Consider the following 21,298-nt stretch of genomic DNA (forward strand, 5'->3'; position numbering starts at 1 on the left):
CGAATCCCTCCGTTGCGGAGGGCAAACTATCGGTGAAGAGCGGCGATGAGAAGATGGTTTGGACCACCCATGATGTCGCGGTGAGGTTATCTGCAATTGCGCGCGCTCAAAGATTGATCCTGCAACCTCGATGGTCATGATGTGGTCGTCAACTTCGCGATCACCAGATGGCCTGGGGTCGGGTTGCCGTCCTGCATCCGCACGTTGATGTCGGAGATTTCGAGAAGTTCGAAGCCGGTGGCCGTGAGGCGTTCGCGGATATAGGTTTCCGAATGAGCGAAACGCTGGTGCGGGCCGACGATATAGGACCGGCCGGCAAAAGCTTCCGGGGAGAGGGTCTCGGAAGAAAAGACGAACAAGCCGCCGGGAGCCATGTTTTCTGCCGCGCCGAAGAACAGCGGTTCCAGCGCGCCGAGATAAGGCAGCACGTCGGTGGCGGTCACGAGGTCGAAGGGCTCGTCGTCATTGTCTTCGAGGAAATCCTCGACTTCGGCCACGTAAAGCGTCTCGTAGAGATCCTTTTCGTGCGCGATTTCAACCATGTTCTCGGAAATGTCGATGCCGGTGATGTCGTCGACCATGTCGCGCAGCGTGCCGCCGGTAAGCCCCGTGCCGCAGCCGAGATCGAGCATGCGCTTGAACGGCCCGAGCTTCAGCTCCTGCAGGCGCTGGCGCACGATGACGGGCACCGCATAACCGAGTTGCTCGACGAGAATGTCCTCGAAGCTTTCGGCGTGCTGGTCGAACAGGGTTTCGACATAGGCGTCCGGCGCCTTGGGTGGGGTCTCGCCGCGGCCCATGGCCGCGATGCGCACGGCGGCACCGCCGTGGTCCTCTGGATCGAGTTCGAGCACCTGCTCGTAGGCCTTGACGGCTGCATCGATGTCGCCCCCCTTTTCCAGCGCCAGCGCGCGGTTATAGGCCTCTGCCAGGGCTTCCTCGTCGATCTTCTTCATGGCCAGCGTCCTTCTTTTCGCAGGCGGCTTTAAGCCGATAGCCGGCATTTGTCCATCAGGGGGAACGCGGCGGGTGCTCATTCGTTGAGAGGTCAAAGCAGAACGGCTTTTCGAGAACCACCTCCGGGAGAAGGTCATGCCTGTCGACGAGGGCAAAAGCGTGCTGGAGCAGAATGTCGAACGGCGCGCGCCGTCGCTGCCGATGACCTCCGCCGAAAAGGCCAATGTGATCATCCACTATTACCGCGGCGAACTCGGGCGGATGACCAGCTGGCGCGACCGCATCGACCGCACCTCGAACTGGTCGATCACGGTGGTGGCGGCGCTGCTGTCGGTCTCGCTGTCGACGCCGACGTCGCATCACGGCGTGGTTCTGTTTGCGATGCTGCTGATCTCGCTGCTTCTCTTGATCGAAGCACGGCGATACCGCTTCTTCGACGTCTACCGCGCCAGGGTTCGCAAGCTGGAACGCCATTATTTCGCGCAGGCACTTTATCCGCAGGCGGACCTCAAGCCCGACTGGGCGCAGGCGATCGCCACGAGCCTGCGCAATCCCTGTTTCCTGATCAGTTATCGCGAGGCGTTGTTTCGCCGGGTGAGGCGCAATTACGTCTGGATGTACGTCATCCTGCTGATGGCGTGGCTTCTGAAGATCTCGACCCCAAAGCTCCTGCCCAACGATACCCAGGCGGATGTCGTCTTTTCATGGTCGGAGGCGGTCAACAACGCCGCGCTCGGTCCTTTGCCGGGATGGAGCGTGATTGCGCTCGTCGCGGTCCTTTATGCCGCCGTGATTTTCTCAGCCCTGCATCGCGAGCCGGACGACGGCGAATTCGCCCATGGCGAAGTGCACGTCTGAAACGCGAGGCTGCTGTTTTTAGTGTTTAACCCGGCACTGATCTTCGACGAAGCACAGACAACTAGCCGCCTTCCAGGTTGGACCGATTTGACCGGAACGACTGAAGGCCACTTCCGCTACAGGTTTTTGAGTTCCAAGCGGGACCCCAGCATATCCAGAAATGCGCGAACTTTGGCTGAAGACGATCTGCCTTCCGGCCACACGGCGTGTATCGGCACCGGCGCCGGCTCGAACTCCGTTAAAGTCAACTCGACGCGACCGTCGTCCACCAACTGCCTTATCTGCCAAAGGGGTGAATAGCCCAAGCCCAATCCGTGGATTGCTGCAGCATAAATCGGCGTCATCAGGTTAGATCGAAAAATCCCGGCGACTTTCACCGTCCGAGGCTTGCCTTCAATCTGAAACATCCACTCGCCTGGACGTTCATCGACGGTTCGAACAATGCAATTGTGCTGGGCCAGGTCAAAGGGATGGGTCGGTTGGCCATGTCGCCTGAAGTAGGAAGGAGCCCCGAATACCACGCGCCGCAACGCGCCCAGGCGTTTCGCTCGCAAGCCGGAATCCGGCAAGTTGCCGATCCGTATCGCCAGATCGAGACCCTCGGCACCAAGATCGACAAAGGCATCGGAAAGCTGCAGATCAACCTCGACCCTTGGATACATCCGCATGTAGTCGGCGACGATAGGCACGAGGAAATCCGGGCCGAACAGAACCGGTGCAGTGAGGCGCAGGATGCCTGATGGCTCCGATCGTCGGTTGGCCGCTTCGAGCTTTGCTTCGTTTATCTCGTCGACGGCGGGTTTGATGCGGTGGAAAAAGGCCGCGCCCGTTTCGCTCGGTGTCGAATGGCGCGTCGTCCTATGCACCAGTTCGACCCCAACGGACTCTTCCAATGTCGCTAAAGACCGGCTGATCGACTGAAGTGAACGGTTCAGTCGACGAGCGGCAGCCGTCAAACTTCCATGCTCGACGACTGCAATGAACGCTTCAAAATCATCTATCCGGCTCATCGCTCATTCTCCCGAAAATCGAGAGAAACTATCACAAAACCGGGGACTGGTAACGGATTTCGTGAATTCATAACTTTCCCTGAGTGGTCCTGAAGGGGACAGCTTCGCAGGAAGGAATTATTATGAGATCACTCAATCCAACTGTTTTGGTGGTCGGCGCCACAGGTCGATTTGCCGGACTTGTCGTGCCCGAGCTTATTCGCCGCAATGTCAATGTTCGAGCGCTTATTCGTGCCCCGGCAAACGCCGAAAAGGCTCGCACGCTCGGCGCGTCCGAAGTCGCGATCGGAGATTTGAGCAATCGTCAAAGCCTCGAGAGCGCCGTCACGGGCGTCGACGGCGTCTTTCACATCGGGCCAGCCTTTGCTCCTGATGAAGCGGCTATGGGTGTTGCCATGGTCGAGGCGGCGGCCCGAGCAGGCGTTCAGAAATTCGTATTTTCTTCGGTGATCCAGCCTACCAATACGACGCTGAAAAACCATGCGAGCAAGGTGCCGGTCGAAGACGCTCTCTATTCGACGAATATGGAATATACCATTCTTCACCCTGCCAATTTCATGCAAAATATCAGTACCGCCTGGCCGTCCGTCGTTGAACATGGCGTCTTTTCGGAGCCGTTTTCAAAAACAGCGAAATTGGCGCGGGTCGACTACCGTGATGTCGCCGAAGTCGCAGCGATCGCATTGACCGGGCCGCGATTATCCTATGCGACCCTCGATCTGTGCGCTGGCATGTACAGTCGCGAAGATATCGTCTCGTTGATGGCGGGCGAACTTGGCCGTCCCATCTCTGCCGGCGAGCCGACATTTGACGAGTGGGCGGCGAATACTCGTCTCCCCTACAATGACGATCAAATGCAATTGCTGGCCAAAGTATATGGCCACTACACCAGGTATGGCCTTGGCGGAAACAGTCTGGCATTGCGCGCCGCTTTGGGCCGCGAGCCGCGTTCCTTGTTAAGCTTTATTCGGGAACTGGCCTAGCAACACGTCACTTCGCGCTCTCAATAGCGCTTACTCTGATTTTCTGATGAGGAGATTCCCATGCAAGCTTCACCTGAAAAGGCTTTCAAATTGAGAAAACTACCAGCCGCCTACAATGCGGTCGTCATGCCATTCGTTCTTTCAATCCTTATGTCCTGCATTGTCTCCACCGTGTCGACGGCAATCAACATAGGCTGGACAACCGGTTTCGCGGGGACCTGGGCCTATGCATGGGGCGCATCGTGGCTCGTTGCGTTTCCGAGTTTACTGGTTGTCCTCCCGATCGTGCGACGGATCGTTGCAACAATTGTCGATCGGCCGGCCTGATCCTTATAGTCTCAAAGAACCGAAGACCGAATGTCGAGATATCGGAGGCGACAAAGATCAGCCAGCGCATCCGATGACGGAAAACACCAAGAACGCCTGACCGGCAAAAAATCCGACTGGCTGTTTGCCCCCGGTATTGATCGCACCATCACATCCGGGATCAAACAGCTAGTGCAGGATGATCTCGCCCTTGACGGCCCGCCATTCGCTTGCCGAGATCAGCTTGCGATGGACATAGCGGACGGAATGCAGCGGGCCGTCGAGCTTCTCCTGCCAGAATTTCAGAAAACCGTTCATCTCGGGAAAATCCGGAGCGAGGTCGTAGTTCTGCCAGACATAGCTTTGCAGCAGCGCGGGATGGTCCGGCAGGCGGTAGAAAATTTGGGCGGTCGTCAGCCCGTAGCCTTTCAGCATCATTTCCATTTCAGACATGCAAGCAGTTCCCGTTTGTTGTTTCGCGGTGACGTCGTTGCGTCACCTAATAGGAGAACATGCCATGTTTAACCGAAGCTTTACAATTCCACCTTAAGAGCACATTCGTGATAATTTACAGTATGTTAGCAGCTGTTTCGCCTGAGTGCTGCTAGCGCTTCAGATGGCGCGTCAGGCGTGCCTCGATGAAGGCCCAGAGATGCCGCAGCGCTTCGACGATGGCGAGGTAGAAAATCGCCGCCCAGAGATAGGTCTGATAGTCGAACGTGCGTGAGAAGGCGTAGCGTGTCTCGCCCATCAGATCGAAGACGGTGACGATGGCGACGACGGCCGATCCCTTGATCAGAAGCACGATCTCGTTGCCATAAGGGCGCAATGCGACGATCAGCGCCTGGGGCAGGATGACCTTGCGGAAAGCGTTGCGTTTGGAAAGGCCGAGTGCGGCCGCACCTTCGTGCTGGCCGCGCGGCACGCTTTCGATCGCGCCGCGCAGGATTTCCGCCTGGTAGGCGGCGGTGTTGAGCGTCAGCGAGAAGAGGCCGCAATACCAGGCTTCGCGAAAGAACCACCAGAGGCCGACGGATTCGAGTTGCGGTTTGAAGCTGCCGAGCCCGTAATAGATCATGAACAGCTGGGCGAGCAGCGGCGTGCTGCGAAACACGTAGACATAGGCATAGGCGAGGCCGTTCAGCGCCTTGTTTCTCGACATCCTTGCGAAGGCGATCGGTGCCGACAGCACGGCCCCGAGGATGACGGCGAGGCCGACCAGCGAAATGGTGGTCCAGAGGCCGTGGAGATAGCGCGGGCCGTAGCGCAGGAATTTATCCTCGTTCCAGCCGCTGATCATCATGAAGACAAGCGCGATCGCAAGGGCTGCCCAGACGAGCAGAACCAGGATGCCGGCAATACGCGCCGGCGCCAACTGCCTGCCGATCAGGGCCGGAGGCGCGCGTGGCGGGATCAGTTCCTTGACGTAACTCATCGACGGCCCTCCGAACGTTTCGCCCAGCGTTCGATGAAGCCGAGCCCGACGGACGAGACCAGCGCGAGGATCAGATAGAGCAGGCAGGCGATGCCGTAGAAGAAGAAGGCTTCCTTGCTGACGCGCGCGGCAATGCCGGTCTGGCGCAGGATATCGGCAAGCCCGATGACCGAGACATAGGACGTGTCCTTCAAGAGGATCAGCCAGAGATTGGTGAGGCCGGGCAGCGCGATGCGGATGAGCTGCGGCAGGATGACGAGAAGCATGGTGCGCGAGCGGTGAAGACCGAGCGCGTCGCCCGCCTCGTACTGGCCACGCGGGATCGCCCTGAAGGCCGACAGCAGAACCTCGGAGGAATAGGAGGAGAAGACGACGGCGAGCGCCGCCATGCCGGCGAAAAAGGCATTGATCTCCACGCGCCCGTCGTACCCGAAGGAGGCGAGCACCGCCTGGATGAGGATCTGCAGGCCGTAATAGACGATGAACAGGGTGAGCAGTTCGGGCAGGCCGCGGAAGATCGTCGTGTAGATGCCGGCGGCAAGCCTCAGCAGCTTGTCCTCCGACTGTGCGGCGAGCGCGATCAGGAAGCCAATGACCAGCCCGACGGGCAGCGTGGCGAGCGCGAGCGTGATCGTGACCTTGACGCCGAAGGCGATCTCGTCGCCCCAGCCGGTCTCGCCGCAGGCAACGATGCTACCGGAACCGAACAATGAAAAAAGCCCGACGGGCCCGCAAAGCGGATCCAGCGCCGAAAGGAGGGCGGAAAAGAATCCGCTCATAAGGTCGTTTTCCCCTGCGGCCTTTTTGTGTGCCGCTTTTGTCTTGTATTGACGCCATTAAAAAGAAAAACGGCGGAAGGGCAAGCCTCCCGCCGGGCGTTAACCAGGTTGTCCGGTCGATTACTTGCCGTAGGCGTCGAAATCGAAATACTTGTCGTTGATAGCCTTGTATTTGCCGTTGGCGCGGATCGCGAGGATCGCGGCCGAGAACTTGTCGGCCAGCGCGGTTTCGCCCTTGCGGACCGCAATGCCCGCACCTTCGCCATTGATGTCTACGTCGATCGGCAGCGGTGCCAGGATCTTGCAGCACTTGCCGGCGTCCGACTTGATCCACTGCGACAACACCACGATATCGTCGATGACGGCATCGATACGACCGTTGGTGATGTCGAGCTTGTATTCGTCGGCAGTCGGATAAAGCTTCAGCTCCGAGTCGGGCATATGCTTTTCAGCATAGTTCGAATGAGTGGTGGAGCCTTGCGCGCCGATCGTCTTGCCCTTGAGGCCGGCGGCTGTCGCTTCCTTGATCGGCGAATCCTTCGGGACGGCGATGGCCGGCGGCGTGTTGTAATATTTCTTCGAGAAGGTGACCTGCTCCTTCCGCTCCGGTGTAATCGACATGGAAGCGATGATGGCATCGAATTTCTTCGACTGCAGCGCCGGGATGATGCCGTCCCAGTCATTGGTGACGAAGGTGCAGGTGACCTTCATTTCGTCGCAGAGCGCCTTGGCGATATCGATGTCGAAACCGGTGAGCTGGCCGTTGGCTTCCAGGTTGTTGAAAGGCGGGTAGGCGCCTTCGGTGCCGATCACGAGTTTCTCCTGAGCCATCGCCGAACCGGCGAAAAGCGACAGGGCGGCGATCGAGGCGGCAGCAAGGAATCGGGTGGAAATTTTCATTTTGATCCTCTCTGTTGGCAACCTGCGGTGTTGGTCTTTTTCGGCCGCAGGGAGACGGGGCACGCGTGCAGGCGCGCCCCGAATGGATTTTTAGATACCTGCTCGGGAAAAATTGCAACGGCATTTTACGTGCACGTCTGGTTGCCACCAGCTGATGAACAACACATTCATGCGAGGTTCAGGCCATCCGCAACAGGCTGCGACGGAACCATTTTGGTGCAATACAGTTGAGCCGCCGCGTAAGTCCGCCGAAAAAGGCAATAAAGGACGCGCATGAAAGGGATGACACCCCTAGAAGAGGAAATGTCCATGTCGAAAAAATTCAGACTGTTCGCCAGCGTCGCAGCACCTCTCATATCGCTGCCGCTGATGCTTCAGCCGGCCGGTGCCGCCCCCTTGAGGCCCGCTTTGGAGATGAGACCCGCCATCGAGGCCGGCCAGATGCCGGGCGTCATCGAGGTGCAGCAACAGGTCATCATTCCTCCGGATGCGCAGGAAGGCGAGGGACAGCAGCGCCCACGCCGCAAGCCCCAGGAGGGGCAACAGCAGGCTCCGGCCGAACGGCCGCAAGCGCCGCCCCAGGCCCAGCAGCAGGAACAGCCGCAGCGCCAGCGCAAGGCCGAGCCGGAAGCCGCCCCCCGTGAGGCTGCGCCTCGCGAAGCTGCTCCGCGGGAAGCTGCACCTCGCCAGGCGCCGCAGGCCGAGCGTCCGGCAGCCGAGGCGCCCGCGCAGGAACGTCCGCGCCGTCAGCAGCAGGAGACCGGTCAGGGACAGGGCGGAAACGATGCTCAGCCGCGTCGCCCGCGCGAGCAGCCGACCGAGCCGCCGGCCGCAAGGGAGGCCCAGCAGCCGAAGGCGGCTCCCGCTGAAAAGCAGGCCGAAACGCCGAAGCCGGAACGGCCGGCAACCAATCGCGCCGCGACGCCGGAAGCCGCACCCGAGGCTCCCGCTCGCCGCGATGCCCAGCAGCCGAAGGAAGCACCGGCCGGGAAGCAGGCCGAAACCCCGAAGCCGCAGCCGCCTGCCACCAATCGTGCGGCGACGCCGGAAGCAACGCCCGAAAAGCCGGCCAGCGGCAATGCCCAGCAGCCCAAGGCAGCTCCCGCTGAAAAGCAGGCCGAAACACCAAAGCCGACACAGCCGCCGGCTACCGATCGCGCCACGGCTCCGGGAGCAGCACCCGAAAATCCGGCTCGCGGCAACGCAACGGGCCAGGCGCCGGCTCAGGTCCCTGGACAGGCTCCGGGCACCGGAACGGCGCAGGACAGGCGCAACCAGCAGTCGCCGGCAAATGGCCAGGCCGCGCCGGGTCAGCCGCCTGCCGGCGAAACGCCTCGCCGTCAGACGACCGAAGGACAGCCAGTGGTGCCTCAGGGTCAGCAGGTGCCGGGCCAGCCGCAGGGCCAGCAGGCGACTGGCGCCCAGCCTGGTACCCCGCCGACCGCGCCCCAGACGGCAACGACACCTCAGCAGGTCGAACGCGCCAAGGCGCTTGCCAAGGATCCGGCTGCGGCCAAGAGCGGTGAACAGGTCGTGCTGCCCGTTCAGAACGGTGCAGCCGTGCTCGACAGCGCCAAGGAGACACCGTCTGCACGTCCGCCACGGGATGGAGAGCGTCCGCGTCGTCCGGCTCCGCAGCAGGCCGACCAGCAGCAACTGGCGCCGCCGAAAACCGATGCAGAGGCCCAGAGCGGCACGCGCGCCACGCGCGAGCAGCAGCAGGAATTTCGCCAGCTGTCCGAAGAGCGTGGTCAGCGCCTCGACCGTCGGCCGGATTTCGAACGCCCCCAGGGCTGGGACTTCCGCGACACTGCCGGCCGGGACGGCAATCGGGACCGCAACGGCCGCGACCGCGACCGGGATGGTGGCCGCGTGATCATCTCGATCGACAACCAATCCGTCGTTCGTCATGACGACAGCCGTCGTTTCTACAACGATCGCGATCGGGCGCCGCAATACGAGCAGCTCCGCGACGGCCGGGTGCGCGAAGTCATCGTGCGCGACGACGGCACGCGGATCGTCACCGTCCGCAACAGCTATGGCGAGATCGTCCAGCGCTCGCGGGTCGTGAAGGGCGGCGAGGAATACGTGCTCTATTATTCGCCGGAGCTGATGGATAACCGCCGCGGCCGCGACTACGTCTGGCGTGATCCCGGCGACGACCTGCCGCCGATGCGGCTGAGCGTGCCGCTCGACGACTATATCATCGACACCTCGACCGAGCCGGACCGGGATTATTACGAGTTCCTGGAACAGCCGCCGGTGGAGCGGGTCGAGCGGGTCTATTCGCTGGACGAAGTACGCTACTCCGCCCGTATCCGGGACAAGGTGCCGCGTATCGACCTCGATACGATCACGTTTGCCACCGGCAGTGCCGAGATCCCGATGAACCAGGCGAGCTCGCTGCGCAAGGTCGCCGACGCGATCAACAAGGTTCTGAAGCGGGATCCTTCCGAAACCTTCCTGATCGAAGGTCATACGGATGCCGTCGGCGCCGACGACAGCAACCTCGTTCTCTCCGACGAGCGCGCCGAAAGCGTTGCCCGGGTGCTGACGGACGCATTCGCCATCCCGCCGGAAAACCTGGCGACGCAGGGTTATGGCGAGCGTTACCTCAAGGTCCGCACCGACGGTCCGCAACAGGAAAACCGCCGCGTGACGGTGCGCCGCATCACCCCACTGGTCAAACCGGTCGCTTCGAACCAGTAATTGGTTCAGGCACCTCGAACCAAAGCCGCCGGAGCGATCCGGCGGTTTTTTATTTGTCGGAAAGCCCCGTCACCTGTGCGATGAAATCGGCAATCGCGTTCGTGTCGTCGAGGTCGAAGACAGGGAGGGTGGCGTCGGTGACCGGGTGGTCGGCGGCAATGGCGACGATGTGGGGATCGCTGGGCGCCAGCGGTTCTCGGTTGTTCGCCTCGAGGCGGCGGGCTTCGATCTTCGGGACCGGCTCGCGCTTGTAGCCCTCGATCAGTACCAGATCGCAGGGAGCGAGGCGGGAGAGGATTTCCTCGAAGCTCGGTTCCGGCGCGCCGCGCAATTCGTGCATGATCGCAAAGCGGGTACCGGAAACGATCGCCACTTCGTGGGCCCCGGCGGCGCGGTGGCGGAAGGAGTCGGCCCCCACCTTGTCGATGTCGAAATCGTGGTGCGCGTGCTTGATCGTCGAGATCGCATAGCCGCGGCGGGTGAATTCCGCCACCAGCCGCACCGCCAGGCCCGTCTTGCCGGAATTTTTCCAGCCGGAAATGCCAAAGACGCGGGGAGGGGTCATGAAAGCTCCTCGGCGAAACGACGCGCCTCTTGAAGATCCTCGGGCGTGTTGATGTTGAGGAAGGGATCGAGCACCCCCTGGCGCGTCTCGACCATTTGGAATTCGACGGTCTCCATGCGGTGACGTTCGAGGAAACCCATGATCCGCCGGTTGTCGGGGTCGGAGAGCCAGGTTTCCAGATCACCGGCGATGGAAACCGGCCAGAGCCCGAAGACCGGATGATCGCGGCCGTCCGAGGCGGCGATGACGATCGCGTTCGGATCGCCCGCCTCAGCTTCGAGCCGGGGCACGAGGTCGGCGGGTACGAAGGGACTGTCGGAAGGGACGGTGAGGAGATGCGTTGCTTCAAGGCTGCGGGCCTGGATGTCGAGCAGGCCGGCGAGCACGCCAGCGAGCGGGCCGATCTGGCCGGGAACCGGGTCCGGCAGCAGGCGCAGACCGAGCGGATTGGGGAACCCCATCGGTGCGTTGAGGGTGATTTCCGAGACCTGGGGTAGGAGCCGCCGTACCACGTGGGCGAGGATCGTGTCGTCGCCGATGGTGAGAAAAGCCTTGTCGGTGCCCATGCGGCTCGATTTGCCGCCGGCAAGGATCAGGCCGGGAGGTTTGCTGGGGGGAGCGGCGGGTGCGGTCATCAGTCGTCGTCCGTTGTCGGAATCGCGCCTTCGCGGCGGTCGATCTGCCGGACATAGACGGTAGCGACGAGCGCAAGGATGGTCGTAACGCCCATGACGACGAGAAGCGGCATGGCGCCGCCCTCGTCCTTCAGCACCGTTGCGGCAAGGGTCGAAAGTGCGGCACCGCCACCGACGGTGATCGCGCCGCCGAGGCCGGAAGCCGAGCCAGCGAGATGCGGCCGGACGCTGACGATGCCGGCATTCGAGCTTGGAAGGGTGAGGCCGTTGCCGACGCCGGTGAGCGCCAGCGGTGCGAAGAAGGCGAGCGGCCAGGGCGCTTCTGCGGCGAGGAATACGGCGGTGATAAGGACGCCGACCAGGCTGACCAGGCTGCCGGAGATCATCATCGTCATCGTGCCGAAATGGCGGGTGTAGCGGCCCGAAATGAAGTTGCCGATCATGTAGCCGGCCGCGATCAGGAAGAACTGCGCGCCGAGCATTGTAGGCGAGAGATGATAGATCGCCGTGCCGACGAAGGGTGCGCCGCCAAGGAACGAGAAGAACACGCCCGACGAGAAGGTCGAGGTGAACGTATAACCCCAGAATCGGCGTGAGCGAAAAAGATCCGGCCAGCTGCGGAACTGGGCGATGAAGCTGGTGGCCGGCAGGTGGTTCGTTTCGCCGAGATCGGTGAAGACGAGCGTCAGGGTCAACAGGCCGAGGCCGAGCATCAAGGCGAAATTCGCTTCCCATCCGAACATGTCGTTGAGCGCGCCGCCGATCGTTGGGCTGATCATCGGCACCAGCGACATGCCCATGGTGACGTAGGCGATCATCGAGGCGGCGCTCTCCATCGGCACCGTGTCGCGGATGATCGCGCGCGGCAGGACGAAACCTGCGACGACCGCCGTCTGCAGCAGCCGGCCGATCATGAACACGGTGACGTTTGCGGCTACCAGGCAGATCACGGTGCCGACCAGCATGATCAGGATGCTGCCGATCATCACGCGGCGGCGGCCGAAGAGGTCGGAAAGCGGGCCGAGCACCAGCTGCAGCACGGCGGTGCCGGCGATATAACCGGATACGGCCAGCTGCATGACGGCATAGTCGGTGCCGAAATGGGTCGCCATGGCGGAAAGCGAAGGCAGGAAGACGTTGAGCGAGAGGGCGGCAAGTCCGGCGCAGACGACGAGCGTCAGGATATGGGGTGGGGTTCGTCTGTCCAGAAATCGGCTTTGCTGCACGTCGTCTTGTCCTTTCACGCTGCCTTTCGGCTCTTTCGTCAGGCCGGTCATCAGGCAGGCGGGGCGGCTGCAGCCTTGCCGGTGGTGATGCCCTGCCGCTTGCGTTCGCGATAGAAGGTGTAAAGGCCGGAACCGATAACGACTGCCGCGCCCACCAGCATATAGGCGTTCGGACGTTCGCCGAAGGCGAAAATGCCGATGGCCAAAGCCCAGAGCAGGCCGGTATAGCGGAACGGCGCTATGAAGGAGATCTCGCCTGTCCGCATCGATTGGATGACGGCCTGATAACCTGCGAACACCATCACCGAAGCAATTGCCAGATGCCCGAGCGCATAGGTGCTGACCGGCTGCCAGCCGCCCATCGGCACGATCAGGATCGCCCCGAGAATAGTGTTGGCGAGCGACGTGAAGAGCGTCACCGTCAGCGAAGGAATGTCGGCCTGGATGCGCTTGGTGGTGAGATCGCGGCATGCCGTGCAGCAGCAGGCGATGACGGCGAGCACCGCTGCCGGCGTAAAGCCTTCCGGACCCGGGCGGATGATGATCAGTACGCCAAGGAAGCCTATGCCGATCGCCGTCCAGCGCCGCCAGCCGACAGGTTCGCCTAGGAAGAGGGCAGCACCTAACGTCACGGCAAGCGGCAGCGCCTGCATGATCGACGAAATGGCGGCGAATTCGATATGGGCAAGTGCTGAGAGGAAGGACAGGGTGGCGCCAAGCTCGAACAAGGTGCGCAGCAGCACCAGCGGATGCATGACCGCCTTTGCCGAAAGGGTCACGCCCATGTAGCGCGCCACACAGTAGATCAGCACTGTCGCCATGACGCCGCGCACGGCCACGATCTGGGGGATGCTGAGCTCCGAGGTCACCGACTTGACCAGGGCATCGTTACAGGTGAAAGCCGCCATGGCGAGCGACATGAACAATGCGCCCCGCGAATTTTCAGACCATGCCATTTGCGAGATTCCTCCGGTATCCGGTCTCTTAAAGCAACGACTTACGCGTCGCCAGCCTGATTGCCTCCCAGGCGGTACTCTTTTGGTTAGCGGGGGCACGTTCCGATATCTGACACTGTGTAATAATATGATTTGTAAGGGTCCCGAATTAACCGTTGTTCAACCGAATTTGACGATTGTGAAAGCCATTCATTCCCGCATGAAGCTGGGATCGTGCCGTTGCTGTTTCGCGAATGCGCTGACGCGAAGCCGCTTCTGGTTTGCAGTTGGGGGAAAAATGTCTTTCATCGATCGTCTTCTTCAGAGCCGTAGGATCGTCACCAAGGTCCTTCTTTTCGTCATCCCGCTGGTCCTTTTGATCGCCGGGGTAGGCCTTGCGGGTTATTATACGGCCAGCATGCTGAACGGTCATATGACGGTGACGCGTGCGACGATCGAGAACATCGGCGATTTCGAAAATCTCCAGGCGGTTCTCCAGGAATTCAACGGCAAGCCCGACAATGCGTCGCTCGCAGCCTTGAAGGCGGCCATCGACAAGCAGGAGAGCGGCGTCCGCGTGCTCGGCGGGCTGCTCGTGACGGCCGGGGACCGCGAGCGCATCGCCGCGGTGACCGGGCTTGCGCCCAAGATGCGCGCCGATACGGACGCGCTCTGGAAGATAAAGCAGAGGCGCGACGAAAACGCCGCAGCGCTCGACGACAGCATCGACAATGTCCGCACTGTCGCGACAGGCGTTTCCGATCAGGTCGCCAACGTCCGCAAGCAGTTCGAAGGCAAGGAAAAGTTTGCCAAGGGTATGGTGCTGGAAGCCTATGCCTACAAGGCGATCGCCGAACAGATCGGCGAGCTTCGCAATTCCGTCAAGGAGACCGGTACCGACGACGGCGCGATCAGCACCGCCGACATGTATCTCGGTATTCTGGACAAGACCTTCCAGGAAGTTCAGGCCTTCCTCACCCCGAACGGTATCAAGCAGCTAAAGCCGATCAATGACGCGATCAGTGCTCTTGCTGCCACCATCAAGGGCAATCAGGACGTTGCGGAAAAGGCGAAGGCGATACGCGACACCGTCGCCGGCATGGAGAAATTCCAGGCCAAGATGGAGGCGGAAGTCACCAGCAAGGCCGGCAATGCGGCCAGCCGTTTCGCCAGCATCGAGGGCGAGGTCGCGAGCCTGCGCACGCTTCTCGACCGCAGCGCTGAATCGCTGCGCCTGATCGACGCCATGCAGCTCTACGTCGAGCGGCTGCGCGCTACCCAGACGGAGGACGCGCGCAAGGTCGTCCTCGACGTTATGGCAAAGCTGAAGGCTGCCAGTGCGGAAGTTTCCGAACTTGCCAGAAACCCGGCCATGCGCGAGTTCTCGACCACGCTTCAGCCCCGCCTGAAGTCGATCGAGGAGGATACCGCCAAGCTTCTGTCCATTGCCGCCGAATGGAAAAAGGCACGCGCCGCCGCCGCCGAAACTCTGACGGGCGGCATGGCCGGCCTCAAGAATTTCGTGGCCCAGGCCCAGGAGGTCGGCAAGGAAGACAGCGAGCGTTCCGCTCAACTGTCGCTGATCGCCATGGTGGTCGGCACGCTGCTTGCCATTGCCGGCGGCCTGATGCTGGTGGAAACGCTGCGCGGCCCGCTGCGTCGCGTCACCGAAGTGATGAAGCGGTTGGCGGACGGCGATCTCGAGGTCAAGATCGAAGGCCGCGAACGTGGCGACGAAATCGGCGACATGGTTCGCTCGGTCACCGTCTTCCGCGATGCGGCCGTCGAAAATGTCCGTCTCGAGCAGGATGCCGCCGCCGCCCGTGAGCTCTCGACCGCCGAGTCCGAGCGCCGCGCCTCCGAGCGTGCCCGCATCGCCGGCGAACAGCGCCAGGCGCTGACGGCGCTCAACGACATGCTCGGCAAGCTTGCCGAGGGCGACCTCGAGCGCAGTATGGACGAGAACCTGCCGGAAGACTTCATCGAGATGGCGCGCACCTACAACCAGGCTGTCGAGGCGCTCCGTGCGACGCTCGCCGACGTGCGCTCGACCGCGGAAGAAATCGACGGCGGCACCGGCAATCTCGCGGCTTCGGCGGACGATCTTGCCCGCCGCACGGAACAGCAGGCAGCAGCGCTCGAACAGAGTTCGCGTGCATTGCGCCATCTGAGCGAAATCGTCCGCTCGACTGCCGAAAGCGCCAAGCAGACATCCGTCTCGGTCAACGAGACGGAAGATTTCGCGGTCCGCTCCGGCGAGGTCGTGTCCCGCGCGGTCGATGCCATGGGCGAGATCAGCCGTTCCTCCGAAAAAATCGCAACGATCATCGGGGTTATTGACGAGATTGCCTTCCAGACCAACCTTTTGGCGCTGAATGCCGGCGTCGAGGCAGCCCGTGCCGGCGAGGCGGGTCGCGGCTTTGCCGTCGTCGCCCAGGAAGTCCGCGAACTGGCACAGCGGTGCGCCGGTGCGGCGCGCGAAATCAAGGGCCTCATCTCGGCAAGCTCGACCCAGGTCAGCAACGGCGTGCATCTCGTCGAGGAGACGGGTACGGCACTCACCGAGATCATCACGCACATCACCGATGTCCGTAAACTGGTGTCCCAGATTTCTGCGGCGACCGGCGAGCAGTCGACCGGCATCAACGAAGTCACCAAGGCGGTTCAGGAGGTCGAGCTGATCACCCAGCGCAATGCGGCGATGGTCGAGGAAAACAACGCCGAGATCCACGGCCTGCGCAGGCGGGTGGAAATGCTGTCGGAAAAGATCGAGCGCTTCAAGACGCGCGATCCGAACATCAGCTTCCACGCCGGCGCCAACGAACGCCGCTCGGGCTTCCGCCGCAGCGACGCTGCCTGAGGGTTCTCCTCATATGCTTCAAGAGCCGGGACGAGAGTTCCGGCTTTTTTTTTGGGCGGCAGGAAAGGGGTGGTTTGAGGCCCTGAAGGCCAAGCCGGCGGGTAAATCAGCCGCCGGTGACACTCATGTGGCGGGCGACGGCGGGGCGTTTGTGGGTACGGTCGATGATGAAATCGTGGCCCTTGGGCTTGCGGGTGATCGCTTCGTCGATCGCGGCCGACAGGTAGCCGTCGTTCTCGGAGGCCCGCAGCGCCGTGCGCAGGTCGGCCGCATCGTTCTGGCCGAGGCACATGTAGAGTGTGCCGGTGCAGGTGAGGCGCACGCGGTTGCAGCTTTCGCAGAAATTATGGGTCATCGGCGTGATGAACCCTAAGCGTCCGCCGGTTTCCTGGACTTCGACATAGCGGGCAGGGCCACCTGTCTTGTAGGGGATTTCGGTCAGCGTGAACTGTTCTTCGAGATCGGCGCGCAACTTTGACAGCGGCAGATACTGGTCGGTGCGATCCTCGTCGATCTCGCCCATCGGCATGGTCTCGATCACCGTCATGTCCATGCCGCGGCCATGCGCGAAACGTAGCATGTCGGCGATCTCGAATTCGTTGAAATCCTTCAGCGCCACGGCATTCAGCTTGATCTTCAGCCCGGCCTTCTGGGCGGCGTCAATGCCTTCCATGACTTTGTGGTAATCGCCCCAGCGGGTGATCGCCTTGAATTTTTCCGGGTTCAGCGTGTCGAGCGAAACATTGATGCGGCGCACGCCGCTGTCGTAAAGTTCGTCGGCGTATTTTGCCAGCTGTGATCCATTGGTCGTCAGCGTCAGTTCGTCGAGAGTGCCGGCCTTGACGTGCTGGCCGAGTTCACGCACTAGGAACATGATGTTCTTGCGCACCAGCGGCTCGCCGCCCGTGAGGCGGATCTTGCGGACGCCCTTGGAAATGAAGGCGGAACAGAGCCGGTTGAGCTCTTCCAGCGTCAGCAGGTCCTTTTTCGGCAGGAAGGTCATGTTTTCCGCCATGCAATAGGTGCAGCGGAAATCGCAGCGGTCGGTGACCGAGACACGTAGATAGGTGACCGCGCGGCCGAACGGATCGATCATTGGCGCCTTGTCGGCGATGATCGGCGCTGCGCCTCCGACCGGTCCTGCGAAACTGTTCACGTGGCATTCTCCCTTACCCCGAAAGTGGGCGTTTCGAGCCGCCGCGTCAAGTGTACGACATCGATCAGATAGGACGATGATGGACGCAAAACAGCTTGCGGCGAAGCGCCGTAGCTCCTAATCCTCCGCCAGGCATATGACAATCGGGAGCCTGAAAAGCATGAGCGACATTTGGCCGACGGAACTGCGGGTCTCCAAGGACCGCCACACGCTGAACGTCACCTTTAGCGACGGCGCGGCTTATCCCTTGTCGGCGGAAACGATGCGTGTGCTGTCGCCTTCGGCGGAAGTGCAGGGTCATGGTCCCGGCCAGCAGGTCACCGTGCCCGGCAAGCGCAATGTCGGCATTGCGGCGATCACCCCGGCCGGCAATTACGCCGTGCGGATCCGTTTCGACGACGGCCATGACAGCGGTATCTTCACCTGGCCATATTTGCGGGAACTCGGCGAGCGCGGCGCCGAGCTGTTTGCCGACTATGAGCGCAATCTGGCCGAAAAGGGTCTGTCGCGCGATCCGCCGCAACGGACGCAGTGATCACACCGGTTCGCGGCTGTCCTCACGGACCTCCGACTGCAGGGTAACGATCAGCCGCTCCATCGATTCGGCCATCGCCATGCATTGATCCAGCGGCTCGGAGGAGAGCGTACGCTCGATCAGTGCCGTCTGGATGCCCATCGCAGCTTCCGTCACCGCGCGGCCCTCCTCCGTCAGGTAGAGGCGCAGGACGCGCTTGTCCTTGCTATCGCCGCGTCGCTCGATCAGCCCGCGCTTTTCCATCTGCGGCAGCGCCATGCTCATGTTGGAGCGTCCGACCAGAAGCTTGTGGGCAAGCTCCTGCTGCGAAATCCCTTCGAACCGATAGAGATTGATCAGGATATCGAGATGCGGCGGCTTGATGTCGAGTTCGGCGAGCTCGCGGGTCAGCACGGTTTGCATCAACTGGCAGGCGCGGGCGACGGCAATCCAACTGCGAAAACGCGGATGATCCCAGGGAAGGGATTGTTTTTTGTTCATCGTTGTACTTTATTGTTCAATATTGAACATTATCGGGTTTTCTCACTATGTCATCCTTTGCACTCAAGGTCACCCGTTTCGCGTTTGCCGTCCCGGGACGGCTTTTCCCCGATACCGCGGCCAAGCTCGCCTTTCGGCTCTTCTGCCTGACACCCTCGCGCCGTCCGAGAGGCGGCAAGGCTCTGGCGATGGAGAACGAGGGACGCGAACGGCTGGCGGCCACCCAGAAAATCCCGCTCACTGTCGGAAAATCGACGGTGATGGCCTATCGCTTCAACGGCGACGGCAAGCCCGGCCGGCCCCGTTATCTTGTCGTGCACGGCTGGGGTTCCAATGCCGCCTATATCGCCGCCCTGCCGGCGGGATTGGCCGAAAACGGCGCCGAGGTGGTGGTGCTCGATTTTCCTGGTCACGGGCTTTCCAGCGGCCGCAGCCTCAACATGCGACAGGCCGTCGAGGCGATCGTTGCGGCGGAGAAGCGGTTTGGCCATTTCGATGCGGCGGTCGGTCATTCGTTCGGCGGTGCGAGCATGATGCTCGCCGCCGGCGGGGTGATGAAGGAAGTCGGCTCGATCTCCCCGTCGAAACTGGTCGTCATCGGCGCGCCGAGCCATATCCATTGGCTGTTCGACGATTTTTCGCGGATGGTCGGTCTGCCGCCGCGCGTCAAGGCGCAACTGATGCGGCGGGCGGAGGATGTGGCCGGCGCCTCCCTCGACGACTTCGATACGGTTGCGAGCGCCGCGCGGCTCGGCACGCCTCTGCTGGTCGTGCATGCCGAGGAGGACAAGGAGGTTGCCGCCGACCATGCCCGCCGCTTCGAAGGGCTTGCCACGGCACGGCTCGAATGGGCGAACGGGCTCGGACATCGCCGCATTGTCAGCGATCGCGGGGTGATCGAGACCATCGCAGCCTTCCTGACGGGCGATGGCCGGCCGTTGCGCGAAACCTCCATCATCGAGAAGCCCGGTAACGACGCCGCTGCTTGATCCACAGGGAGTGTCATCCTACTGTCGCCCGCGCGGGCTAAGGCCCGCTGACACCGAAGGGGCGAGCCATGACCATCATCACATCCGTCGAGGAACTGAAGGCGATCTATGACGGCGTCTCGGAAGCTTCGCTCGCCAAGGTGACGAAGACGCTGACCACGGAATACCGGCAGATCATCGAGGCTTCGCCCTTTGTCGCCTTCTCAACCGTGGGGCCGGAAGGGCTCGACTGCTCTCCGCGCGGCGATCTTGGCGGGGCGGTGCGTATCCAGGACGATGCAACCCTGCTTCTGCCCGACTGGCGCGGCAACAACCGCATCGATTCGCTGATCAACATCGTGCGCGACCCGCGCGTGGCGTTGATGTTTCTCGTCCCCGGCTCGAACACGGCGATGCGCGTCAACGGCCGCGCCGTGATCTCGGTGGAGCCTGCGCTGCTCGAAAGCTTCGAGATGGACGGCCGGCATCCGCGCAGCGTCACGATCATCACCATAAACGAGGTCTATTTCCAGTGCGCCCGGGCTCTGATGCGCGCCGAACTCTGGAACCCGGAGCATTTCGTCGACCCGAAGAGCCTGCCGACGCCCGGAACGCTCCTGAAGGCGGCCAAGGCGGATTTCGACAAGGATACCTACGACCGCGAATGGCCGGAGCGTGCCGCCAAGACGATGTGGTAGATACCGCGCCAGCGTTTTCTTCGTGAAGAAGACGTCCATCGTCGGTGTCCTCATGGACATTTTCAGCGGTCGAGGCAACAATCGAATCGACCCGCCATAGGGGACGGGCACGGGGGACTTTATGAAGTTTGGAACCTGCTTTGCGGCGGTGATCCTGGCTGCGACGATGTTCGGCGCCCAAGCGGCGCAGGCCGACCAGTTGATCGAGGAATATACGGCCTTCATCGGCGAGGCCGACCTGTACAATTCCAACAATGTGCGCCTGCAGGAGCCCTGGCAGATCATCCGCCAAGACCGCGCAAATTTTCATCGCTTCGGCGTCTCGCAACGCGGCGACCAGAGCGACAGCTTCTTCGCCGACGCCGGCAATCGGGAACTCGTCGAGCGCATGATCAGCCGCGGCACCATCGACCGGGCCGCCCGCAACGCCGTCGTTCGCGGGAATGTCATGATCAATGTGCAGATCTTTCGAGGGCCCCGCGGCGATTACGTCAATGTCCTGGTCTACTGACAGGCAGTTCCTCCGGTCGGCGGCCGTGATGCTGTCGATCCTCGTCTGCGGCCCAGGCGAGGCGCGCGAACTGCGCCTGGAGGAGAAGATCGCGGCCCTCGTGAAGGCCTATCCCGACATGATCGAGGCCAGCCGCGACGGCAGGCTGATGATGAAGGAGGGCGCGCCGATTCCGATCGACGACGGGATCAGGCGCAATCACGCGCAAATGCTGGCCGAGGGCGATGTCGAGGACAGCCTGTCTCAGGCATATCGGCCCGGCTCGTGCGAATACCGCCCGCCGGTCGATTCCGATCCGGGCCGCATCCGCAGCGACGACTTGATGAAGCGCCTTTATGGCGCGAGTGCCAATGCCGTGCAGTCGAGCCTTGTGCCGGTCGCATGGTTCGGCGAGACGTTGCGGGTCACCAGCCGTAACGGGGTCGACAAGGCGCTAGCCGCCGTCCGGGATGAGCTTGCCGCCGACCCGGGCCTGAAAACCTACCTGACGCCGTCGGCCGGCGTCTTCAACTGGCGCAAGGTTGCGGGACAGACCAATCTCTCCGTCCACAGTTTTGGCGCGGCGATCGATCTCAACACGAAACACGCCGATTACTGGTTGTGGTCGGGAGGCAAACCCGGCACCGTCCAGAACTACAAAAACCGCTTTCCGATGAAGATCGTCGCGGCATTCGAGCGCCATGGCTTTATCTGGGGCGGTCGCTGGTATCACTACGACACCATGCATTTCGAATACCGCCCGGAACTGCTGGCTATCGCCGGCGCCGCCGGCGTCTCGGCCTGCGACTGAGG

At 61.9% G+C, this 21,298-nt stretch carries 22 protein-coding genes; 10 read left to right on the forward strand and 12 right to left on the reverse strand.

All coding sequences use genetic code 11. The annotated features are described in order from the left end of the window. Positions 1-134: 134 nt before the first annotated feature. Positions 135-956 (reverse strand): class I SAM-dependent DNA methyltransferase, encoded by an 822-nt coding sequence (locus RG540_RS08210; protein ID WP_038586532.1) that lies wholly within the window; start codon positions 954-956, stop codon positions 135-137. A gap of 136 nt (positions 957-1,092) precedes the next feature. Between RG540_RS08210 and RG540_RS08215 the strand changes: the two genes are divergently transcribed. Next, positions 1,093-1,815, forward strand: coding sequence for a DUF2270 domain-containing protein (locus RG540_RS08215; protein ID WP_038586536.1), 723 nt, complete (start codon positions 1,093-1,095; stop codon positions 1,813-1,815). 116 nt (positions 1,816-1,931) lie between these two features. Here the strand turns inward: RG540_RS08215 and RG540_RS08220 are convergent, their stop codons facing one another. Continuing rightward, entirely contained in the window at positions 1,932-2,825 is an 894-nt protein-coding gene (locus tag RG540_RS08220; RefSeq protein ID WP_038586539.1) for a LysR family transcriptional regulator, read from the reverse strand. A gap of 122 nt (positions 2,826-2,947) precedes the next feature. Between RG540_RS08220 and RG540_RS08225 the strand changes: the two genes are divergently transcribed. After that, positions 2,948-3,808, forward strand: coding sequence for an NmrA/HSCARG family protein (locus RG540_RS08225; protein ID WP_038586542.1), 861 nt, complete (start codon positions 2,948-2,950; stop codon positions 3,806-3,808). A gap of 60 nt (positions 3,809-3,868) precedes the next feature. Then, positions 3,869-4,135, forward strand: a complete 267-nt coding sequence (locus tag RG540_RS08230) for a DUF2798 domain-containing protein (RefSeq protein ID WP_038586545.1) — start codon at positions 3,869-3,871, stop codon at positions 4,133-4,135. Between the two features lie 168 nt (positions 4,136-4,303). Here the strand turns inward: RG540_RS08230 and RG540_RS08235 are convergent, their stop codons facing one another. The 4 genes from RG540_RS08235 to RG540_RS08250 all read right to left on the reverse strand — a co-directional run bounded on the left by RG540_RS08235 (position 4,304) and on the right by RG540_RS08250 (position 7,228). Beyond that, a complete protein-coding gene (locus tag RG540_RS08235; RefSeq protein WP_007764766.1) occupies positions 4,304-4,567 on the reverse strand; it encodes an usg protein in 264 nt (87 codons plus the stop codon). A gap of 151 nt (positions 4,568-4,718) precedes the next feature. Beyond that, positions 4,719-5,549, reverse strand: coding sequence for an ABC transporter permease (locus RG540_RS08240; RefSeq protein ID WP_038586548.1), 831 nt, complete (start codon positions 5,547-5,549; stop codon positions 4,719-4,721). Next, on the reverse strand, positions 5,546-6,328 hold the full coding sequence (locus tag RG540_RS08245) for an ABC transporter permease (RefSeq protein WP_038586551.1): 783 nt from the start codon (positions 6,326-6,328) through the stop codon (positions 5,546-5,548). Before RG540_RS08245 ends, RG540_RS08240 begins: the two co-directional genes overlap by 4 nt. Before the next feature lie 120 nt (positions 6,329-6,448). Further along, positions 6,449-7,228 (reverse strand): ABC transporter substrate-binding protein, encoded by a 780-nt coding sequence (locus RG540_RS08250; protein ID WP_038586553.1) that lies wholly within the window; start codon positions 7,226-7,228, stop codon positions 6,449-6,451. A 309-nt stretch (positions 7,229-7,537) separates the two neighbouring features. On the opposite strand from RG540_RS08250, the gene RG540_RS08255 reads away from it, so the two are divergent. Beyond that, positions 7,538-9,937: an OmpA family protein gene (locus RG540_RS08255; RefSeq protein ID WP_038586556.1), complete on the forward strand. Its 2,400-nt coding sequence runs from the start codon at positions 7,538-7,540 to the stop codon at positions 9,935-9,937. A gap of 49 nt (positions 9,938-9,986) precedes the next feature. On the opposite strand, the gene mobB is transcribed toward RG540_RS08255, so the two are convergent. From mobB to RG540_RS08275, 4 genes are read right to left on the reverse strand one after another with little or no spacing between them, the layout of a single operon-like run. After that, positions 9,987-10,502, reverse strand: a complete 516-nt coding sequence (mobB, locus tag RG540_RS08260) for a molybdopterin-guanine dinucleotide biosynthesis protein B (protein ID WP_038586559.1) — start codon at positions 10,500-10,502, stop codon at positions 9,987-9,989. Further along, positions 10,499-11,137, reverse strand: a complete 639-nt coding sequence (gene mobA / locus RG540_RS08265; RefSeq protein WP_038586562.1) for a molybdenum cofactor guanylyltransferase MobA — start codon at positions 11,135-11,137, stop codon at positions 10,499-10,501. Before mobA ends, mobB begins: the two co-directional genes overlap by 4 nt. Further along, positions 11,137-12,363 carry a multidrug effflux MFS transporter gene (locus RG540_RS08270; protein WP_038593327.1) on the reverse strand — a complete coding sequence of 409 codons (1,227 nt, stop codon included), beginning with the start codon at positions 12,361-12,363 and terminating at the stop codon, positions 11,137-11,139. Before RG540_RS08270 ends, mobA begins: the two co-directional genes overlap by 1 nt. Positions 12,364-12,413: 50 nt before the next feature. Further along, a complete protein-coding gene (locus RG540_RS08275) occupies positions 12,414-13,319 on the reverse strand; it encodes a DMT family transporter (protein WP_038586565.1) in 906 nt (301 codons plus the stop codon). 277 nt (positions 13,320-13,596) lie between these two features. Here RG540_RS08275 and RG540_RS08280 point away from each other — a divergent pair, with 277 nt between their 5' ends. Then, positions 13,597-16,158 carry a methyl-accepting chemotaxis protein gene (locus tag RG540_RS08280; RefSeq protein ID WP_038586567.1) on the forward strand — a complete coding sequence of 854 codons (2,562 nt, stop codon included), beginning with the start codon at positions 13,597-13,599 and terminating at the stop codon, positions 16,156-16,158. A 106-nt stretch (positions 16,159-16,264) separates the two neighbouring features. Here RG540_RS08280 and moaA read toward each other — a convergent pair whose 3' ends face one another. Continuing rightward, positions 16,265-17,254 (reverse strand): GTP 3',8-cyclase MoaA, encoded by a 990-nt coding sequence (gene moaA, locus RG540_RS08285; protein WP_407668902.1) that lies wholly within the window; start codon positions 17,252-17,254, stop codon positions 16,265-16,267. Positions 17,255-17,474: 220 nt separating this feature from the next. Between moaA and RG540_RS08290 the strand changes: the two genes are divergently transcribed. Beyond that, a complete protein-coding gene (locus RG540_RS08290) occupies positions 17,475-17,849 on the forward strand; it encodes a gamma-butyrobetaine hydroxylase-like domain-containing protein (protein WP_038593329.1) in 375 nt (124 codons plus the stop codon). Here the strand turns inward: RG540_RS08290 and RG540_RS08295 are convergent, their stop codons facing one another. After that, on the reverse strand, positions 17,850-18,329 hold the full coding sequence (locus tag RG540_RS08295) for a MarR family winged helix-turn-helix transcriptional regulator (protein ID WP_038586573.1): 480 nt from the start codon (positions 18,327-18,329) through the stop codon (positions 17,850-17,852). Positions 18,330-18,376: 47 nt separating this feature from the next. Here RG540_RS08295 and RG540_RS08300 point away from each other — a divergent pair, with 47 nt between their 5' ends. From RG540_RS08300 to RG540_RS08315, 4 genes are all read left to right on the forward strand, one after another. Beyond that, complete coding sequence (locus RG540_RS08300) at positions 18,377-19,318, forward strand: alpha/beta hydrolase (protein ID WP_038586576.1); 942 nt, start codon at positions 18,377-18,379, stop codon at positions 19,316-19,318. A 68-nt stretch (positions 19,319-19,386) separates the two neighbouring features. Next, on the forward strand, positions 19,387-19,995 hold the full coding sequence (locus RG540_RS08305) for a pyridoxamine 5'-phosphate oxidase family protein (RefSeq protein WP_038586579.1): 609 nt from the start codon (positions 19,387-19,389) through the stop codon (positions 19,993-19,995). A 121-nt stretch (positions 19,996-20,116) separates the two neighbouring features. Continuing rightward, positions 20,117-20,506 (forward strand): hypothetical protein, encoded by a 390-nt coding sequence (locus RG540_RS08310; RefSeq protein WP_038586582.1) that lies wholly within the window; start codon positions 20,117-20,119, stop codon positions 20,504-20,506. Beyond that, positions 20,490-21,296 (forward strand): M15 family metallopeptidase, encoded by an 807-nt coding sequence (locus RG540_RS08315; RefSeq protein WP_038586585.1) that lies wholly within the window; start codon positions 20,490-20,492, stop codon positions 21,294-21,296. Before RG540_RS08310 ends, RG540_RS08315 begins: the two co-directional genes overlap by 17 nt. Positions 21,297-21,298 lie beyond the last annotated feature (2 nt).

Source organism: Neorhizobium galegae bv. orientalis str. HAMBI 540, from assembly GCF_000731315.1.
Classification (GTDB): domain Bacteria; phylum Pseudomonadota; class Alphaproteobacteria; order Rhizobiales; family Rhizobiaceae; genus Neorhizobium; species Neorhizobium galegae.

Coding starts and splice junctions, on each gene's coding strand:
- RG540_RS08210 (WP_038586532.1), bottom strand. CDS start 956: ATGAAGAAGATCGACGAGGAAGCCCTGGCAGAGGCCTATAACCGCGCG.
- RG540_RS08215 (WP_038586536.1), top strand. CDS start 1,093: ATGCCTGTCGACGAGGGCAAAAGCGTGCTGGAGCAGAATGTCGAACGG.
- RG540_RS08220 (WP_038586539.1), bottom strand. CDS start 2,825: ATGAGCCGGATAGATGATTTTGAAGCGTTCATTGCAGTCGTCGAGCAT.
- RG540_RS08225 (WP_038586542.1), top strand. CDS start 2,948: ATGAGATCACTCAATCCAACTGTTTTGGTGGTCGGCGCCACAGGTCGA.
- RG540_RS08230 (WP_038586545.1), top strand. CDS start 3,869: ATGCAAGCTTCACCTGAAAAGGCTTTCAAATTGAGAAAACTACCAGCC.
- RG540_RS08235 (WP_007764766.1), bottom strand. CDS start 4,567: ATGTCTGAAATGGAAATGATGCTGAAAGGCTACGGGCTGACGACCGCC.
- RG540_RS08240 (WP_038586548.1), bottom strand. CDS start 5,549: ATGAGTTACGTCAAGGAACTGATCCCGCCACGCGCGCCTCCGGCCCTG.
- RG540_RS08245 (WP_038586551.1), bottom strand. CDS start 6,328: ATGAGCGGATTCTTTTCCGCCCTCCTTTCGGCGCTGGATCCGCTTTGC.
- RG540_RS08250 (WP_038586553.1), bottom strand. CDS start 7,228: ATGAAAATTTCCACCCGATTCCTTGCTGCCGCCTCGATCGCCGCCCTG.
- RG540_RS08255 (WP_038586556.1), top strand. CDS start 7,538: ATGTCGAAAAAATTCAGACTGTTCGCCAGCGTCGCAGCACCTCTCATA.
- mobB (WP_038586559.1), bottom strand. CDS start 10,502: ATGACCCCTCCCCGCGTCTTTGGCATTTCCGGCTGGAAAAATTCCGGC.
- mobA (WP_038586562.1), bottom strand. CDS start 11,137: ATGACCGCACCCGCCGCTCCCCCCAGCAAACCTCCCGGCCTGATCCTT.
- RG540_RS08275 (WP_038586565.1), bottom strand. CDS start 13,319: ATGGCATGGTCTGAAAATTCGCGGGGCGCATTGTTCATGTCGCTCGCC.
- RG540_RS08280 (WP_038586567.1), top strand. CDS start 13,597: ATGTCTTTCATCGATCGTCTTCTTCAGAGCCGTAGGATCGTCACCAAG.
- moaA (WP_407668902.1), bottom strand. CDS start 17,254: ATGATCGATCCGTTCGGCCGCGCGGTCACCTATCTACGTGTCTCGGTC.
- RG540_RS08290 (WP_038593329.1), top strand. CDS start 17,475: ATGAGCGACATTTGGCCGACGGAACTGCGGGTCTCCAAGGACCGCCAC.
- RG540_RS08295 (WP_038586573.1), bottom strand. CDS start 18,329: ATGAACAAAAAACAATCCCTTCCCTGGGATCATCCGCGTTTTCGCAGT.
- RG540_RS08300 (WP_038586576.1), top strand. CDS start 18,377: ATGTCATCCTTTGCACTCAAGGTCACCCGTTTCGCGTTTGCCGTCCCG.
- RG540_RS08305 (WP_038586579.1), top strand. CDS start 19,387: ATGACCATCATCACATCCGTCGAGGAACTGAAGGCGATCTATGACGGC.
- RG540_RS08310 (WP_038586582.1), top strand. CDS start 20,117: ATGAAGTTTGGAACCTGCTTTGCGGCGGTGATCCTGGCTGCGACGATG.
- RG540_RS08315 (WP_038586585.1), top strand. CDS start 20,490: ATGTCCTGGTCTACTGACAGGCAGTTCCTCCGGTCGGCGGCCGTGATG.